This window comes from Mesorhizobium alhagi CCNWXJ12-2 (assembly GCF_000236565.1).
Classification (GTDB): domain Bacteria; phylum Pseudomonadota; class Alphaproteobacteria; order Rhizobiales; family Rhizobiaceae; genus Allomesorhizobium; species Allomesorhizobium alhagi.
Map to the genome: position 1 here is coordinate 1 of NZ_AHAM01000302.1, position 15,628 is coordinate 15,628.

At 62.3% G+C, this 15,628-nt stretch carries 13 protein-coding genes and 1 pseudogene; 5 read left to right on the top strand and 9 right to left on the bottom strand.

The window, feature by feature from the left end; genetic code table 11:
* Nucleotides 1–5: 5 nt before the first annotated feature.
* Both pqqA and MAXJ12_RS36205 read left to right on the top strand, forming a co-directional pair.
* Nucleotides 6–101: a pyrroloquinoline quinone precursor peptide PqqA gene (gene pqqA, locus MAXJ12_RS40300; protein ID WP_139044156.1), complete on the top strand. Its 96-nt coding sequence runs from the start codon at nucleotides 6–8 to the stop codon at nucleotides 99–101.
* A 239-nt stretch (nucleotides 102–340) separates the two neighbouring features.
* Nucleotides 341–747, top strand: a pseudogene (locus MAXJ12_RS36205) (transposase); the annotation flags it as partial.
* A gap of 367 nt (nucleotides 748–1,114) precedes the next feature.
* Here MAXJ12_RS36205 and MAXJ12_RS31580 read toward each other — a convergent pair.
* Nucleotides 1,115–2,260, bottom strand: coding sequence for a tetratricopeptide repeat protein (locus MAXJ12_RS31580; protein ID WP_193364387.1), 1,146 nt, complete (start codon nucleotides 2,258–2,260; stop codon nucleotides 1,115–1,117).
* Nucleotides 2,261–2,287: 27 nt separating this feature from the next.
* Between MAXJ12_RS31580 and MAXJ12_RS38375 the strand changes: the two genes are divergently transcribed.
* The 3 genes from MAXJ12_RS38375 (at nucleotide 2,288) to MAXJ12_RS31595 (ending at nucleotide 6,141) form a co-directional block, all read left to right on the top strand.
* On the top strand, nucleotides 2,288–3,193 hold the full coding sequence (locus MAXJ12_RS38375; protein WP_210160949.1) for a hypothetical protein: 906 nt from the start codon (nucleotides 2,288–2,290) through the stop codon (nucleotides 3,191–3,193).
* Between the two features lie 252 nt (nucleotides 3,194–3,445).
* A complete protein-coding gene (locus tag MAXJ12_RS31590; protein WP_139044155.1) occupies nucleotides 3,446–5,491 on the top strand; it encodes a hypothetical protein in 2,046 nt (681 codons plus the stop codon).
* A gap of 206 nt (nucleotides 5,492–5,697) precedes the next feature.
* On the top strand, nucleotides 5,698–6,141 hold the full coding sequence (locus tag MAXJ12_RS31595) for a hypothetical protein (protein ID WP_008840275.1): 444 nt from the start codon (nucleotides 5,698–5,700) through the stop codon (nucleotides 6,139–6,141).
* 530 nt (nucleotides 6,142–6,671) lie between these two features.
* On the opposite strand, the gene MAXJ12_RS31600 is transcribed toward MAXJ12_RS31595, so the two are convergent.
* The 8 genes from MAXJ12_RS31600 to dctP all read right to left on the bottom strand — a co-directional run.
* Nucleotides 6,672–7,796, bottom strand: coding sequence for an NAD(P)/FAD-dependent oxidoreductase (locus MAXJ12_RS31600; protein WP_008840276.1), 1,125 nt, complete (start codon nucleotides 7,794–7,796; stop codon nucleotides 6,672–6,674).
* Nucleotides 7,797–7,876: 80 nt separating this feature from the next.
* Nucleotides 7,877–9,412 (bottom strand): amino acid ABC transporter permease/ATP-binding protein, encoded by a 1,536-nt coding sequence (locus MAXJ12_RS39770; RefSeq protein WP_008840277.1) that lies wholly within the window; start codon nucleotides 9,410–9,412, stop codon nucleotides 7,877–7,879.
* Between the two features lie 77 nt (nucleotides 9,413–9,489).
* Nucleotides 9,490–10,305, bottom strand: coding sequence for an ABC transporter substrate-binding protein (locus tag MAXJ12_RS31610; RefSeq protein ID WP_008840278.1), 816 nt, complete (start codon nucleotides 10,303–10,305; stop codon nucleotides 9,490–9,492).
* Between the two features lie 330 nt (nucleotides 10,306–10,635).
* Nucleotides 10,636–11,736 (bottom strand): LacI family DNA-binding transcriptional regulator, encoded by a 1,101-nt coding sequence (locus MAXJ12_RS31615; protein WP_008840279.1) that lies wholly within the window; start codon nucleotides 11,734–11,736, stop codon nucleotides 10,636–10,638.
* Nucleotides 11,737–11,887: 151 nt separating this feature from the next.
* On the bottom strand, nucleotides 11,888–12,835 hold the full coding sequence (locus MAXJ12_RS31620) for an ornithine cyclodeaminase (RefSeq protein ID WP_008840280.1): 948 nt from the start codon (nucleotides 12,833–12,835) through the stop codon (nucleotides 11,888–11,890).
* Between the two features lie 32 nt (nucleotides 12,836–12,867).
* The gene (locus MAXJ12_RS31625; RefSeq protein WP_008840281.1) at nucleotides 12,868–14,142 is read right to left on the bottom strand and encodes a TRAP transporter large permease; all 1,275 of its coding nucleotides are present in this window, start codon (nucleotides 14,140–14,142) and stop codon (nucleotides 12,868–12,870) included.
* Nucleotides 14,139–14,624, bottom strand: a complete 486-nt coding sequence (locus MAXJ12_RS31630) for a TRAP transporter small permease (protein ID WP_008840282.1) — start codon at nucleotides 14,622–14,624, stop codon at nucleotides 14,139–14,141. Before MAXJ12_RS31630 ends, MAXJ12_RS31625 begins: the two co-directional genes overlap by 4 nt.
* Before the next feature lie 23 nt (nucleotides 14,625–14,647).
* Nucleotides 14,648–15,628 (bottom strand): TRAP transporter substrate-binding protein DctP (gene dctP, locus MAXJ12_RS31635; protein ID WP_008840283.1); only part of this gene is annotated, 981 nt, incomplete at its 5' end.

Here is a 15,628-nt window from a genome sequence, read left to right on the forward strand (position 1 = left end):
GACGAATGAAGAAGAACTGGACAAAACCGACTATGTGTGAGGTCGCCGCAGGCTTCGAAATCTCGCGGTATCTCCCTGCTGAAGTCGCTCCCAAGAAGTAAGCGCATTCCCCTCGAACAGAGGGGCACACGCCGCCTTTGAGCAGAGCCTCGGCATGCGTGATGGTCGTGAGTTGTTCAAGAATATGCCGTCGAGGATGGAGAGATCCGGGCGCCTCGAAGCCCAGAGCATGAACACGCCAGCTACCTCAGACGCTTTCCCGAACAGGCGTGAGCACAACCTTGGAACTGGCAGCGGCTGTCGACGCCGCCGTCGCCAGAGAGGAGCGGCAGCAGCAGCCATGGGAATTCTGGATCCGCTGATCCTTCGCGACGACCAATGGGAGCGGATGTCGGCCCCACATCATCGGCGACGATTGCACGCTTCAGCCGCTGGAACCACAAGGGACTCTGGTGGCGCATCTTCGCGGCGATGTCGGACCATCCCGACGTTGAGTACCTGATCGTCGACCCACGATCATCCGCGCCCACCAGCACGCCGCCGGCGCAAAGATGGGGCTCAAGATCAGTCCCTTGACCGTTCCCGCGGGGGGGCCTGAGCACTAAGATCCAGATGGCCGTGCGCGGGCTGGGATGCCTGTTCGTTTCGCGCTCTCGGCTGGCCAGAAAGGCGATCCCGCAAGCCGATGCCCTGATCGCCGACTTCGTCATGGCCGACGCCGCCTATGACAGCGATCGCCTGCGCAATAGGCAGAGCTGGCGAACCGGGCGGGATTCGAAACGCATTCGCCAAAATACGCCCCAATGTCGGCCATCGACGTCAGCCTTGCCACTAACTGAAAGCGGACTTGGCTGTTGGTCTTGGCATTTTGCGAGCCAGTTCTGCAGCTGGTCTCTTGAGACGTAAAGGTTCTTGCGATCCGGTCGATAGAGGCTCAGAACATACGTGAAGAGAGAGAACTGCCGCGGGGTGGAAGCTCTTGGCGGCATGTGTGCTCGTCAGGCCGGCAATCGGCCTGTTTTGGTCGTGCTGTGGCCGGTGATGCGGCCGCTTTTCGGGGAGCATCGCCGAACTCGCAGGCCCTTGCCGGATTGTCCGGCAAGGGCGAAGCGCCTCAACCTCGTCTGAGGGACTGACGTGCTTCTTCGAGGCCGTCGCGGTCGGAATCCGCGTCCTTGCCGAGTTCGGCGAGCTGCTTGAACAGGTCTCGGGCTCGGCTCTCGTCGCCTGAGCGGGTTGCAGCCCTCGCGGCGCCGAGAACGGTTCGATAGCGGTTCGGCTCCTTATTCAGAACCGCCTCGTACTCCTGCAGCGCTTCGCCGGCCAGTCCTGACGCGAGCAAGAGATCGGCGAGCAACTCACGGGCGGGAGTAATCGGCCCCGGTGTCACGACGTGCTTTTCGGCAGCGTCCTCACGGGCGGCGGCCTTTCTCATGCCCTCAATGCACTCGTCGGACTTGCCTTCCGCACAAAGTGCAAGACTGCCCGCTATCTCCGCCTGGATGTCGATCTGCTCGATCCAGTAAGCGAGCTTTGCCTCATGGGCAGCATCGCGCAGCGTGAACAGCCGTGCTTGCTGTTCTCGCGCGAAAACCGCATTACCGCTGCGCGCCGCGCCGATCGCCTTGGCGAATGCATTCACAGCCTCAGCCTGGGGGTATTTTTTCCAAGGGTAGGCGTCAGCGGCCGGGGTCAACGTAAGCTCCATGGCTAGCTTCCAGTCGCCACGCTCGAGCGCGAGCCGTGCGGGCATCGCAGCATAGGCGTACGCTGCTGCGAAATTATCGACCAGCTTCATGTTGCGCGAGCGCTCCATCGCTTCGCGTGCAGCACGATCTTGGCCAAGCTGCAGATGGGCATAGACGAGGTAATCGTGCGCGTGATGTGTATCGAAGGTGGTGTCGCTTGCCGCTGTTGACGAAGCGCGGTTCGATTCAATCGACTCGCGCCAATACCCGAGACGCGTAAAAATGTGCGACGGCATGTGCAAGGCGTGCGGCGAGTCAGGCGCGATCGTCGCGTATTTCCGGGCGGCCTCGACACCGTGCCTCGCGATCGGTGGATAGTCGTAGCTGTGGATCATATAGTGCGCGACACCGGGATGGTCGGGATTCGAGCTGACGAATTTTTCGAGGGTGCCCGCTGCCTTCAGCTGATTTGCATAAGTCTTGTCGGCGGGGTTGAAGTTTGCTGACGTGATGAGCGCCGACAGGATCGCGGCTTCCTTGTCGTCAGGGTAGCGCTCAGCGAGCTTGGCCATGGCCTCCTCATACGCCCGAAGCCGAGCTTGATGATCAACCTTTTCGTGATCTCGCACGAACACCGCGACCGCCTCGACATAGTCCTTCTCGCGCTGGCTGTTCAGGCCCGTCGAACGGGCGGCCTCGAGTGCGGCGGATACGTCCTTCAGCTTGGGCGCCAGATTGGCCGGCCAGGTGAACGGATTGTCGAGAATGACCATTGCGCGGCCCCAATGGGCCATGCCGCATGTGGGATCGGCCTGTGCGACCGCGCCGAAGGCTTCGGCCGCCGCCGGCCACCAGAAGGAATGGTAAAGCGCCATGGCGCGATTGAACTCCGCCTGCGCCGCGGCATTGCACTCGATCTTGAACTCTACTTTTCCGAGGCGCTCGGCAGCGACCGCGTGGCTATGCGCGCCTTGCGCGCCTCGGAGCCGCCAAGCCAGGGTCCATCAGGTCACCGTGGTGATCCCGGACGACGGCCGCTTCGACAACCAGAACGGCCCGATCAACGGCCGCAACTGCGTGGCGGTGCTAAGCCCCGATACGCCAGTGCGCAAGGCGGCGGCCAGTCGCTCGTCGAAGGCTCGCTTGAGGAAGGCCAATATGCCTGCCATCCGTTCACGATCTCCAAGCCCGAACAGCCCAAGGATCAGTGTTCGGAAGGGTTCGTGATGAACGATGCAGGCCGCTGCGTCTGCCCGAAAGGGACGACGTTCCGCAATGGCCGCTGCACGGCCGACCAGGGCGCCACGCCGACTCCGACGCCGAAACCGCGGTGGCCGCCGCCGCGACAGTGCCGAACTGCTGCCCGACCAGATCCGGACGCAGGACGGCCAGTGCGTGTGCCCGCGCGGCACCAGGCTGCAGAACGGGCGTTGCCGCCCGGTCGTGGTCGAATGCCCGAAGGGGACAAGGCTGGTGCGCGGTCAATGCGTGACCATGCTGCGTGAGCCGACCTGCAAACGCGGCGAGGTGCCGCGCAACGGACGGTGCGTCACCGTCCAGCCGCTGCGCTGCCCGCGCGGCGCGAGCGGCAGAACCAGAAGCCGATTCAATAGAAGCAGGCGAGTTGCCTGAAGCGAAACCCCGCCGGCCCAGCCGGCGGGATTTTGTTTTGCCACGTATGGTTCGGCCGGCCCGTGAACCATTTCGCACGGCCGCGAGACACACCTCCGGAAATGCACATCATCCAGGAGGAACCAATGTCTATCCATACCAAATCGATGAAATGTACCGTCGCGGCCGTGGCTCTGGCCGCCGCCGCCCTCTCCGCCACACCTGCTCTCCCGGACCCCGCCAACATCAAGTCGATGTCCTTCAATACCGAGAGCGTCAACACCACGATCCATGTCATCTCCACCGACGGCAAGAAGTGGGACAAGCTAAAAAGCGGCAACGTCCAGTTCTGGGGCCACATGAAGCTCGACACCAGATGGCCGGGGTATGTCGGCGAGGTGGGTGTCGCGCTCGGGGTCTGCGGAGCCCAGCAGTGCGCGACCTTCCCGATGATCTGGAGCGATCTTGCCAATAGCCGCGACTACACGCACCAGCAGAACTTCACCTTCAGCACGTCGAAAATTCCGGTATCGGCAGGCGGGATTGCGGTCGTCCCCCATGGCGACCAGATCATCGCCAAATGCAACCAGCATCTCCAGCCCGACGGCCCCACGAAATCCTATTCCTTCTCGCAGAAGTTCAACGCCACCTTCGTCGCCGAGACCAACAAGATCCTCAATATGAAGAACGTCATCACCGAGGCGAATGTCGGTGAATGGCCATTCGACGTCACCTACGCCACTCACTCGGCGCATGGCGAGTTCGATGTGCAGGTGGTCTGCGATCCCGTGATAAAATCGCCGACCAACGATCTCGCGCATGATCACGGCGAATTCGACGTAACGAACGTGAAGCTGTTCCTGACCACCTACCAGACCTTGCAATCCGGCTCCAATCCGGGCACCCTCTGCCCGGCGCTGAAAATGACTTCCCGCGCCCAGGCAAACCAGGCCGGGCCGGTCTCGATGCGCATCTGGCGGCAGAAGAATGGCGGGCCGATCACCTCTGAGTTCAAGCAGGCCTGGGCCTCCTTCGACGCCGCCAGGAACGGCTATTTCGCCACCTATGAGAGCTGGGAAGACGTCGGTACGACCTCTCATTTCCAGTTCAAGACAGAGATCGTCGAGAACGACCCGTTCGCGCCGTTCGACGGCTGGAAGGACATCACCGTCCACTGCACCAGCCCGGGCGGCGGCGGTTTGACCACCGTGCCCAACGACATCGATCCGCTGTTTCCGCCCCCGCAGGCTGAATGGCAGGGCGAAGTGATCGTCGCCGACAGCGCCGGCCACGACAAATCCTGCCCGCGCAAGAGCCAGGTTTTCTTCGAGGTGACCCGTCAGGCGCCAGGCGACTTCAACTACCGCATAAGCTGCTCCAACGGCGCCTTCTTCACCGGAACGGCGACCGGCTACAACCAGGGCAGCGGCGTGTTCGAAGCCTATGGCGCGCACGACCTCTCGATCACCAAGACGCGTTCGATCCAGTGCACGCTGCAGGAATTGCAGCCGGCGCCGGTTACGGTTGCCGTCGACAAGGAAGACTTCACCTGCAACAACCCGGCGATCGATCCGGATGTCGACGACGTGACCATTGATCCGCGCCCGAACCCGGCCAGGCCGGTCTTCCCCGCGATCATCGTGACGCCTGAGCCGAAATGCGATCGCGGCGAAAAGCTGGTCCGCGGCAAGTGCGTCGGCAAGCCTGATGTCAGCATCCTCTGCAAGCCGGGCTTCGATCTCGTCGGCAGGAAATGCGTGAGGAAGCCCGTGATCGTCGTCGCCTGCAAACGCGACCAGATCCGCGTCGACGGCAAATGCGTGAAGAAGCCCGGCGTCAGCATCCATTGCCTGCCTGGTTACAAGCAGGTCGGCAAGATGTGCGTGAAGAAGCCGGAGATCGTGCAGGCCTGCAAGCGCAACGAACTGCGTGTCAACGGCAAATGCGTCAAGAAGCCGGAAGTCAGCATCCTCTGCAAAAAGGGCTTGAAGCTTGTCGGCAAGAAGTGCCTGCGCATCGCGACGCTGACCAAGAATTGCGCCCGTGGAGAGAAGCTGGTTCGCGGAAACTGCGTGGGCAAGCCCGACCGCGCACCAGTGAAAACCTTCATCGCTCCGAAGCGCAACAAGGCCTCCGCCGTTCGCCAGTTCGAACTCCCGAAGACGAGACGGAAGCTGCACCGGCAGAAGTGACCCGGGCTCAAGGGTTTGAATGCGGGGCGGCTTCGGCCGCTCCGTGACTGCTGACAACGTGCGCAACACACGAATGTCACGCTGACGGAGGACCTCGCGCGCGAGTTCGTTGAACGGCTCGTGACCGACAAGGTCGTACCAGCCTCGCAGGCACGACGGGTGCCAACGTCAACGAGGCGGCCGAGCGCTACGTAACCGACGTAGCAATGGAAGTTTGGGGCGATGCCATCTTGAAAGCGAGCGGCCGCGACTGGTCGGGGATCAAAGGCGGCAAGCGCGCGGTCGTCGAAGCAGTGACGGTCCGCGATCTCTGCGCTCCGGATCCCGGTGTTCAACCGCAAGGCGGTCAACCGAATAGTGCGGCGGCAGGGCGCAATATCGCGCTCAAGGAAGCCGATCCGATCAAGCTCGAAAAGAAGCGCTTCACCAATCACACGGCAACACTGCGGGCGTTGCGCGTGCTCGCAGATGGCGTGACGAGCCTTTCAGACGTCAAGAAGGGGTCATACCGCCACTTTTGCGAATGGAGCGGCCTCAGGTTTCAGGTCGGTGGACGGCCTATTGCGCAGCTATGTGCGTTGCCAGCGGTGGCCACACTGACCTTGAAGTCCAGGTTGTTGAACTCACCGAAGTTGCCCGGCAGCAGCTAGGCGACGGAAGTCATGTCTGCGACCGCGGCAGCTTGACCGCATTTCCGCACCGTCACGGACAAGCCCAACGGAGGCAAAAGGTGCGGGCGGAACTCGTGCGGGAGTGGATGCCCTCGATCAACCTGCGAGCGCGCGATAGACGCTTCGTTCGCTGATCCTCAAGGTAGCAGCGATGTTCGCGCGGGACATACCTTGTTGGTCGAGTTTCCTAACCCCGTCCCGTTGGCGCATGGCGGTGGGCAGCCTGCCCGGATACTTGGCCTCGTCACCTTCGCGACCTCGATACCGATGTGCTGCCTTTCCACCATTACCGACCTTCTATTCTCCACTAAGCGGTATCCCTCGAACGCCTTGGCTGTCGCCCACCACTTGGGACAGCGAGCAGCATCTGTTGGATGGTTTGGCGATCGTGCGCCGGCAAACCGCTTGTGCCGGCGTCTTCGGGCAACTTTTAGGAAGGCCCAAACAATGTGAGCGGAGCTGTTCGCAATTCGGCCGATCCCAACCATGCGACTGAGGTCAGGCGCCTCTCAAGAAAACCGCTCCGGTCGGAAGCGATCAAACAGCGGGTTCCTTGCACCATTGGCGATCTCGTCGGCCAGCAACTCGCCTGCAATGAGACCCAGCGTTGCGCCGCTGTGGCTGAAAGCCACGAAATATCCGCCGGCCTCCGCAAGCTCACCGAACACAGGCTCCCCATCGCCGGGGATCGGCTTCGGCCCGACCCCGTAGGTCTCGAGCTCCAGTTTTGGATTACCCTCGAGCACCTTTGACGCTTCGTCGAGAAGTCCCTGGACAGTCGATTCTCTCACCCCAAAGCTTCCGTCCGGGTGCCTGATGACTTCCTCCTCAGACCAGGCAGAATCGAGTACCAGCGCGCCCGTCGGCGTCAGCCGGATCGCGACCCGCGGCGTGTTCAACACTGCCCGCAAAGGTAGGCTCAGGGGCTTCGACCGGACAAGGAGCGCAACTGGCGTCGCTTCCGCGATTCGCGAACCCGCAGCAGCGGCCATCTCCGGCACATCCGCACCGGTCGCTACCAGCACAGCGTCGGCATCAATCCGCAAACCAATTTCCGTCGTCACCCCCGTGGCGCGTCCGTCGGTCACCGTGACAACGGCGCGACCGGCACCCGTGACCAGTTCGCCGCCGCGTTCCACGAACTCCTTCGACAGGAAGGCGATCAGGGAGGGAAGGTCCACCCAGCCCTCCCCGGGGTTGAATATTGCTCCCTGCGGCGTGATGGCTTTGGCATCGACCCCCGGCGTATAGGCGGCTACTTTTTCGCTCGATAGCAAGTGGGCCTCATAGCCCAGATGGCGCTCATGCCTGAAGATGTCGGAGATTTCGTTATTTTCATCATCCGCGTCCCACGTCAGTCCGCCGTCAAAGCGCAGCCATCGCAGACTGGGATTCTTTGACGCCAAAGTGCGATAACGATCGATGCCGGCCATGCGCAGGCGGTGATAATCGGCGGATCGCCTGCGCGACGAATTGAGCCACGAAAGCGAGCGGCCGGATGCGCCATTGGCGAGCGGACCGTCGTTTACGAGGACCGTCTTGATGCCGAGGCGCACCAAATTGACTGCGGAAGAGACCCCGAAGATGCCGCCGCCGACAACGACGACTTTCGAGACTTGCGGGCGTGCATTCATGGGAGGTCATTCTCCAGACGTTGGGATTGGTTGTCCGCGGTACCGGCTCTATACTTCCGGGCGCCTATTTTCGCGGGTTGCTACAGGACCTCGGCGAGGAACCGTTTCAGGCGAGCACTTTGCGGATCGTCGAAAATCGCGCCCGGGCTGCCGGCTTCGATCACGCGCCCTTCGTCCATGAACACCACCTGGTCAGCTACCTTGCGCGCAAACGCCATCTCATGGGTCACGACCACCATCGTCATGCCTCGGCGACCGAGATCGGCCATCAGGTTGAGCACACCCTTCACGAGTTCGGGGTCGAGCGCGCTGGTCACCTCGTCGAATAGCATCACCTCGGGTTCCATGGCCAAGGCGCGTGCGATCGCCACGCGCTGCTGCTGGCCACCTGATAGATTTGCAGGACGAAAATCCTTGCGCTCCAGCAGACCCACTTCGGCCAACCGCGCTTCCGCGACCCGCTTAGCCTCGGCCGTAGAGAGGCCCCGGACCTTGCGTAGCGCCAAGGTCAAGTTGTCCAGCGCCGTCCTGTCCGGAAACAGGTTGAAATGCTGGAAAACCATGCCGACGCGCCGGCGCACAGTGTCCGGCTTCTCCTGATAGATGCTCCTGCCGTCGAGCAAAATGTCGCCGGATCGGCCGTCCACCAGCCGGTTCAGGCAGCGCAGCAGCGTCGACTTGCCCGAACCGGACGGCCCGATGAGGCAGGTCACAGTCCCGGGTGCAACGGAGAGATCGACGCCCCTCAGAACCTGGTGATCACCGTAGAACATATCGAGCCCGCGAACCTTGATGCTGCCTCCCTTGTATTGCTTCGACGGAGAAGCCTGCTCAGCAGGCCGGGCAGCCTCCCTGGCGACCGCCGAGTCGATTTCGTCCAGCTCGGCGAGGCCGCTGGTTGCCACTGCGATACGCTTTCCTTCGCGCAGCCGCCTGTCGATATGATTGACGAGGTGAGTCAGCGGAACGGTAATGATGAGATAGAAAATGCCGGCGAGGAGCAATGGAGAAAGGTTGCCGGTGAGAACGGCCTGGTCCTGACCGACGCGAAAGAGCTCTCGCTCCGACGACAGCAGGCCAAGAAAGTAGACGAGGCTGGAATCCTTGACGTTTCCGATGAACTGGTTGACCAGCGCCGGCAGAACGCGCCGGATACCTTGCGGGATGACGACCAGTCGCATGCCTTGGTGATAGGTCAGGCCGAGCGTCCTGCAGGCGTCCATTTGCCCGCGCTCGACGCTCTGAATCCCGGACCGAAAAATCTCGCCGATGTAGGCTCCGGCAATCAGGCTGAGCGCCAGGATGCCGAGCGGATAGGGCGACGGGCCGAACAGCTCGCGTCCGACGCGCGCAAAGCCTTGGCCGATCAAAAGGATGGTGACGATCGCCGGCAGGCCGCGGAAGATATCGGTATAGACGCGCGCCATCAGCTTCAGAGCGCGGTTTTCTGAGATGCCCATGACGGCAAGCACCATGCCGATCACTGTTCCCAGCAGCGTCGATGCCGCCGCCAATATCAGTGTGTTCTTGAGCCCGACCATGATCATGTTCGGCAGAATTGCCGCCATCGATTCCCAGTCGAGGAAACTGCGCCTGAGCGTCTCTAGCCAGTCCATTCAGCAGGGTTCCTCATTGCCCGAGGGTTCCGGCCTCACGGCCGGAACTGATGATCTCGATCGGAGACCGCGCATAATTACTTGGGCAGATATTCCGCAGGCATCGGGGTGCCGGGAAACCACTTCTCGTGGATACGCTTCCAGGTGCCGTCCTGCATCGCTTGCGCAAGCGCCTTGTTGAGGGCTTCGCGGAAGGCGTCGTTCCCCTTTTTTACCACAAAGCCGGCAGGGGCGTCGAAAGATGGTACGTTGATGGTGATCTTCAGCTCGGAATAGCGCTCGACATATTGCTTGGCGCTTTCGTAGTCGGTGAAATGCGCGTCTATGGTCCCGTTGTTCAAGGCCGCGACCGCCGCGTTGTTGTCCGGGAATTTAACCAGATCCGTGCTCGTGTAGGTCTTGGTTGCGTAGATCTCCTGAAGCGTCCCCTGAATGACGCCAAGTCGCTTGCCTTTGAGGGCGTCGTCCGAAGACAGCTTGTCGTCCGCCGAGATCACCGAAAGATAGCCGGCAAGATAGCCATCGGAAAAATCGACGTTCTTCTTTCGCTCATCAGTGGTGCCGATCGCAGCGGCTGCGACGTCAAATCGGCCATTCGCCACAGAAGGCATCAGAGCCGCAAAATCCTGGCCGGTGAAGGTGACGTGATCCTTGTCGAAGCCGAGGCGCTGCGCCACGTCGAGAAACAGTTCCGGATCAAAGCCGGTGATGTTGCCGTTCTCATCGGTGAAGACATAAGGCTTCGCGTCGCTCATCGTGCCGACGCTGATCATTGTGGGGTCAATCAGATTGTAGGGGTTGTCCTGCGCTTCTGCGCTTCCGCCGCCCACGGCCAGGCCTATTGCGAATGCGGCCGCCCAGCGGGTGACGGTTCGTCTGTTTGCATTGATCATCGGTACTCCTCCGTTTCGTTAAGTCATTGCGGACCTTTTTGACGGCCGTTGGTTCGGTCGTTCGGGCAGCCTTGCCGCCTTTACAGCGATGCCCGGTCTCCATCTTCGAGCACAGCTCGCAGCTGTGTGCGAACGTTCTCACATCGTGTGTCGAATTTGTCGCTACGTCAAGCCTCAAGCAGTCAAACCAAGCGTTCCCCGATGATTTTTCCCGGTCGGTTGGCTGTAAGCCAGCGCGGCGGGGCACGGCGCTCCCTTGGGTTCGCTCCGCGCCAACCCACGCGGCAACCGGGCAGAGATGGGCTTCAGGCGTTAATTGGGTGGGGCGGGTCAGGCAGGCACCGGACGGATGACCGAGCCGCGAACGGTCAGCGTCGGGCGGAGCGCGACGTGTTTTGCCTCGCCTGTTTCTCCGTTGATGCGGTCCAGGATGAAGTTTGCGGCGGCTTCACCCAATTCCGTCAGGGGCTGCGCGATCGCCGTTATGCCCGGCTTCGAAAACCGCATCCAGTCGAGATCGTCGAAGCAGGCGAGCGACAGGTCGGACGGTACCTGCATGCCGAGTGAGGTGATGGCGTCCATCGCGGCCGCCGACATGAGGCCGTCCGCCGTGAAAAGGGCAGTCGGCGGTTCATGCCGGCGCATGAGGTTCATTGTCTCCTTCTTGCCGGCCTCCGCGGAATAGGCACGGACCGGCGGCACCAGGTCGAGGTCGAGTTCGATCTCGGCATTCATGTGCGCCTCGATATACCCGTAAAGCCGCTGCCAGCTCGGAAAGAGGAAGCGGGTATCCACGGCCGAACGCCTGATCGCGTCGGCGAATTCTTCCACGCTGTCGAACTGGGATCGGACGAGTTCTGCTATCATGCCTATGCGCCGGTGGCCGGAAGCGAGAATGAAGGCGACGCAGTCCCTCGACGCGCCGCGATTGTCGACTGTTACGGAATCGGCGGTGAGGCCTTTGACGATTCGATCGATCTGGACGACCGGGCAGCCGCTGTCGACTGCGGCGTGGAGATGGTCGGAGCCATGCAGGTCGAACGGCGAGACGATCAGGCCGTCGACCTGTTTTTCCAGAAGCAGCTGCACCGCCTCGACCTCGCGGTCGAGGCGCTCGTCGCTGTTGGTCACGATCACGCCGAAGCCCTGGGTCCGGGCAACATCGGAAATTCCCCTCACTATGCTGGCATAGAACGGACTCTGGATGTCGCCGGTGACGACGCCGATGGTCTTGGTTCGCCCGGTTATCAGGCTGCGCGCCAGGAGGTTGGGACGATAACCCAGTTGTTCGGCGCTGCTGCGGACCTTGTCGCGGATCTCTGCGCTCGAGTAGCCGTAATCGCCCAGGACGCGTCCGGCGGTCGCCGTGCTGACCCCGGCAAGCTTGGCGACGTCCGCGATGGTGGCCTTGTCAGGCCGCTTTTGAGCCATTGTCCCTCCGCAACGAGAGCGGCGCTGCTACATCGGTTTCGAGCATGCCGGTCATCCGTTCCACCAGCTTCGGGTGCCTGCTTTTTCTTTGCACCGCAAGAGCTTGCTTCCCGTCAAGTTGCCTGCTTCCAAATCTGGCATGTCACGCCGGCTACTCCTCATGGGCAAGAACTGAGGCGAGATGCTGTGCCGTGAACAGGTCAAGGTGGCCTGCGCCGACGTTCTTAAAGATGGTGATTTCGGTATCGCTGCGCCGGCCGACGCTTCTTTCGCTGCAAAGCTCGAAGAGATCGGCCGAAACGGCTTCCCAGGTGATCACGCCGCGATCGACTGGCTGGCGAAGGTCGCCAGCGCCCTCCATTCCATTCCGCGTGTCGACGAAGATCGACCCGCGCCTGATTGCCTCGTCGTCCGCCTCACGCATCATGGGAAGATAGGCACCGACGAGATCGAGATGTGTGCCAGGCTTCAACAAAGCGCCGCGCACCAGCGGTTCAGTCGACATGGTGACGCAGGAGATCACGTCCGCTTCGGCTACCGCCGCGTCCAGGTCACGGACGGCGACCACCGAGAAGCCTGGTTTGCCGAAGGTGCCTGCGAGCGCCTCGGCGCGGACGAATGTGCGGTTCCAGATCAAGACGCGCTCGATGGACTGCCTGACGGAAGCGTGGGCTGCGATCATGTGCGGCGCGAGGCCGCCGGCGCCGACCACCAGCAGCACCTTTGCGTCCTTACGTGCCAACAGGCTGGCCCCGAGCGCGGAATCGGCTGCCGTCTTGCGGAAGGTCATCGCGGCGCCGTCCGCCACGAGGCGCGGCGCGCCTGTCATGGCATCGAACACTGCGACCAGTCCCTGGACGGAGGCCTGGGGCGGCTGGAGCGCCAGGTTCGACGGGAATACGCCGACCATCTTGACCGCAATTCCCTGATCGCGCTGCCAACCAACGAGGGCCACGAACTTGTTGTCGCCGCCGCCGGGTTCGTCGCGGATCAGGTTCGCCGCCTCGGGCATCGGCCCCTGATGCGCCTTGTGCAAGGCGGCCACCAAGCCCGGATAGTCCAGCAGTTCGTGAACGGTGTTGGCGTCGATCAATTTCATTCGCAGGTCCTAAAAGCCCTTCATTCGGGCCGCTAAAACAGCAGATTTGGGAGAAACGTCACAAGCGGCGGCACGAAGGCGATCAGGAGCAGGACCGCAACGAGCGTCACCAGGAACGGCACCAACTCCACCGAGAACTCCTCGATCGAGCATCTGGTGATCGAACAGACGGTATAGAGCACGGTGCCGACCGGCGGCGTGATCGAACCGATGGTGGTGTTGAATACCAGGAGCACGCCGAAATGGATCGGATCTATGCCGAGCTGTTGCGTCAGCTGCATCAGGAGCGGTGCCAGAATGACCAGGAGCGCCAAGCCTTCAAGCACCGTTCCGAGTACGAGCAGCGCGACCATGACGATGAGCAGAACGACGGATTTGTCATCGGACACGGACAGCAGCGAGCCGACGATCTGCTGCGGCACCTGCTCGAGCGCTAGGATCATGGAGAACACCGCCGCAGCGGCCACGATGAACATCACGCTGGCCGTGGTGAATGCGGATTCGCGCATCAGCGCGTAGAGATCGCCGAAGCCGAGCCCGCGATAAACGAAAAGGCCGACGAGCAAGGCGTAAATTGCAGCGATGGCGCCGAGTTCGGTCGGGGTGAACCAGCCGCCGCGCAAGCCCACGATGAGCAGCACCGGCATCGCCAGCGCCCACAGTGCCGCGCGCCCGCGCTTCAGGATAGCGCGCGCCGGCAGGCGGCGTTCGCGGTTAGGCTTGTAGCCGCGCCGAATTGCAACGAGGCGCACGGTCAAAAGCAGCGCGATCGTAACCAGGAACGCAGGAACGACACCGCCGAGAAAGAGCTTGCCGATCGACGTATTGGTGAGCAGCCCGTAGATGATCAGGCCGATGCTCGGCGGCATGATGGGCGCTACCACGCCCGACGCCGCACTGACCACCGAGGCGAAACCGTTCGAATAGCCCTGCTCACGCATGATCGGCGCGATGGTGCGTGCGTCGATCGCGGCGTCGGCGTTGGACGAACCGGACATGGCGCCGAGGAAAAGCGAGTTCAGGACTGCGACCTGAGCCAGGCCGCCGCGCCAGTGACCCACCAGCCCGTCGGCGAAATCGTAAAGGCGCTGGGCAATGCCGCCATTGGCCATGGCCGCGCCGGCGACCACGAAGAACGGCACGGCGAGCAAGGGGAATGACTCCAGCGACGACGACATGCGCTGCGCCACGATGCTCGCCATCATGGGGTTCTCGAGGAAATAGGCGATCGATGCGCCGAGAAGTATGAATGCTATCGGGACGCCGAGCAGAAGCAGGACCGCAAAGACGAGGGCGGCGGCAATCAAGGCGCCCTCTTCCGGCTGCCATGTTCCGCTATTAATGCTGCCGCCTCACGCATCTGCACGACGATCATCAGGAGCATCGAGACCAACAGTCCGGCCGACACGATCCATTTCGGCCAGCCCAATGCCAGGAACTTTGTGAAGCGGGCAGTCTCGATCTGGGCCCAGGAGGCATAAACAACCGCGATCGCGATCAGGATCACAACAATCCGGGCTAGCAGCCGCGCAACCAGCAGCAGCCGGCCGGGCAGACGCTCGACAAAGAAATTGACGCCGAACATCTGGCCGTTGATCGTCGCCCCGAGCACACCGAACCACACAACGCCGGCGAACGACACCAGAGCGAGATCATGCGCGGTGTGGAACGGAACCCCGAGGACCGTGCGGGCAATGACATTCGCCGTCACCACGACGAGCACGATGCCGAGGAGCGCGGCAGGGACGACCGAGCCGATCGTCGTCAAGATTCTGTCGAGCCAGGACATGGTTTTACTCCTGCCGGGCGCTGCTACTTGCCTGTGGCCTCCGCCCTCACCTTCTCGAGCAGTCCCTCCGGCCATTGCGGGAAGCTGGTGTAGAAGCCCGCTGTTGTGGCCCGGTAGGCCTCGATGTCGGCGTCGTGGAAGGTTACGCCGGCGGCCTCGAATTCCTTGCGGATTTCGGCCGCCTTGTCTTCCGAAAGCTTGGACAATTCCTGTCCGCCCTTTCGGAATTCCTCGAGCAGGATCGCGCGGTCGCCTTCGCTCAGCCCCTTGAAGGTGGCTTCGCTGGTCACCCAGCCGGTGAACAGGTTGAAATGCCCGGTCAGCGTGATGTGCTTGGCGACTTCGAACCACCGGCTGGCGCGCAGGCCGGTGAGCGGCGCCTCCGCAGCGGTGACGACGCCTTGCGACAGGGCCGAATAGACTTCCGCGGCCTCGACCGTGGTCGCGACCACGCCGAGCGGTTCGAAGGTCTTGATCCAGGTTTCGACCGGCGGCACGCGCATCAGGATGCCCTTGAGATCCTCCGGCTTGGGATATGGCGTCGTCCCGATCATGTGGCGGGGACCGTCAAACCAGTTCAGCGCCAGGATGCGCACTCCGGATTTTTCGGCCAGTTCGTCATAGTAACCTTGCATGAGCGGCGAGAACGCCAGGCGCTCGCCCTCTTCATTGTCGGCGACGATGAACGGGCCTTCGACGATCGCAAGCTCCGGCACGCCGAAGGTGGCCATGAAAGAAGCGGAGGTGAAGGTGATGATCGGTTGCCCCTGGCTGGCCTGCTCCAGCGAATCGTTGGTGGTGCCGAGCTGGCCGGAGGGGAAGAGCTGGAAGGTGACGCGGCCTTCGGTTCTTTCGGTGATCCGGTCGGCGACGCGCTGTACCACCACGAGCGATTCAGTGGTCGGGGGGTTGACCGAAGCGATGCGGATCGCGGTGTTCTGGGCGTTTGCCGCGCCTAGCGGCATCGCCAGCGTCAATACGGCAGGCATGCCGCCGAGCGCGGC

Coding starts and splice junctions, on each gene's coding strand:
- MAXJ12_RS31580 (WP_193364387.1), bottom strand. CDS start 2,260: ATGGCCAAGCTCGCTGAGCGCTACCCTGACGACAAGGAAGCCGCGATC.
- MAXJ12_RS31610 (WP_008840278.1), bottom strand. CDS start 10,305: ATGATCAATGCAAACAGACGAACCGTCACCCGCTGGGCGGCCGCATTC.
- MAXJ12_RS31600 (WP_008840276.1), bottom strand. CDS start 7,796: ATGAATGCACGCCCGCAAGTCTCGAAAGTCGTCGTTGTCGGCGGCGGC.
- MAXJ12_RS31615 (WP_008840279.1), bottom strand. CDS start 11,736: ATGGCTCAAAAGCGGCCTGACAAGGCCACCATCGCGGACGTCGCCAAG.
- MAXJ12_RS31620 (WP_008840280.1), bottom strand. CDS start 12,835: ATGAAATTGATCGACGCCAACACCGTTCACGAACTGCTGGACTATCCG.
- MAXJ12_RS31595 (WP_008840275.1), top strand. CDS start 5,698: ATGGAAGTTTGGGGCGATGCCATCTTGAAAGCGAGCGGCCGCGACTGG.
- pqqA (WP_139044156.1), top strand. CDS start 6: ATGAAGAAGAACTGGACAAAACCGACTATGTGTGAGGTCGCCGCAGGC.
- MAXJ12_RS31630 (WP_008840282.1), bottom strand. CDS start 14,624: ATGTCCTGGCTCGACAGAATCTTGACGACGATCGGCTCGGTCGTCCCT.
- MAXJ12_RS31590 (WP_139044155.1), top strand. CDS start 3,446: ATGTCTATCCATACCAAATCGATGAAATGTACCGTCGCGGCCGTGGCT.
- MAXJ12_RS39770 (WP_008840277.1), bottom strand. CDS start 9,412: ATGGACTGGCTAGAGACGCTCAGGCGCAGTTTCCTCGACTGGGAATCG.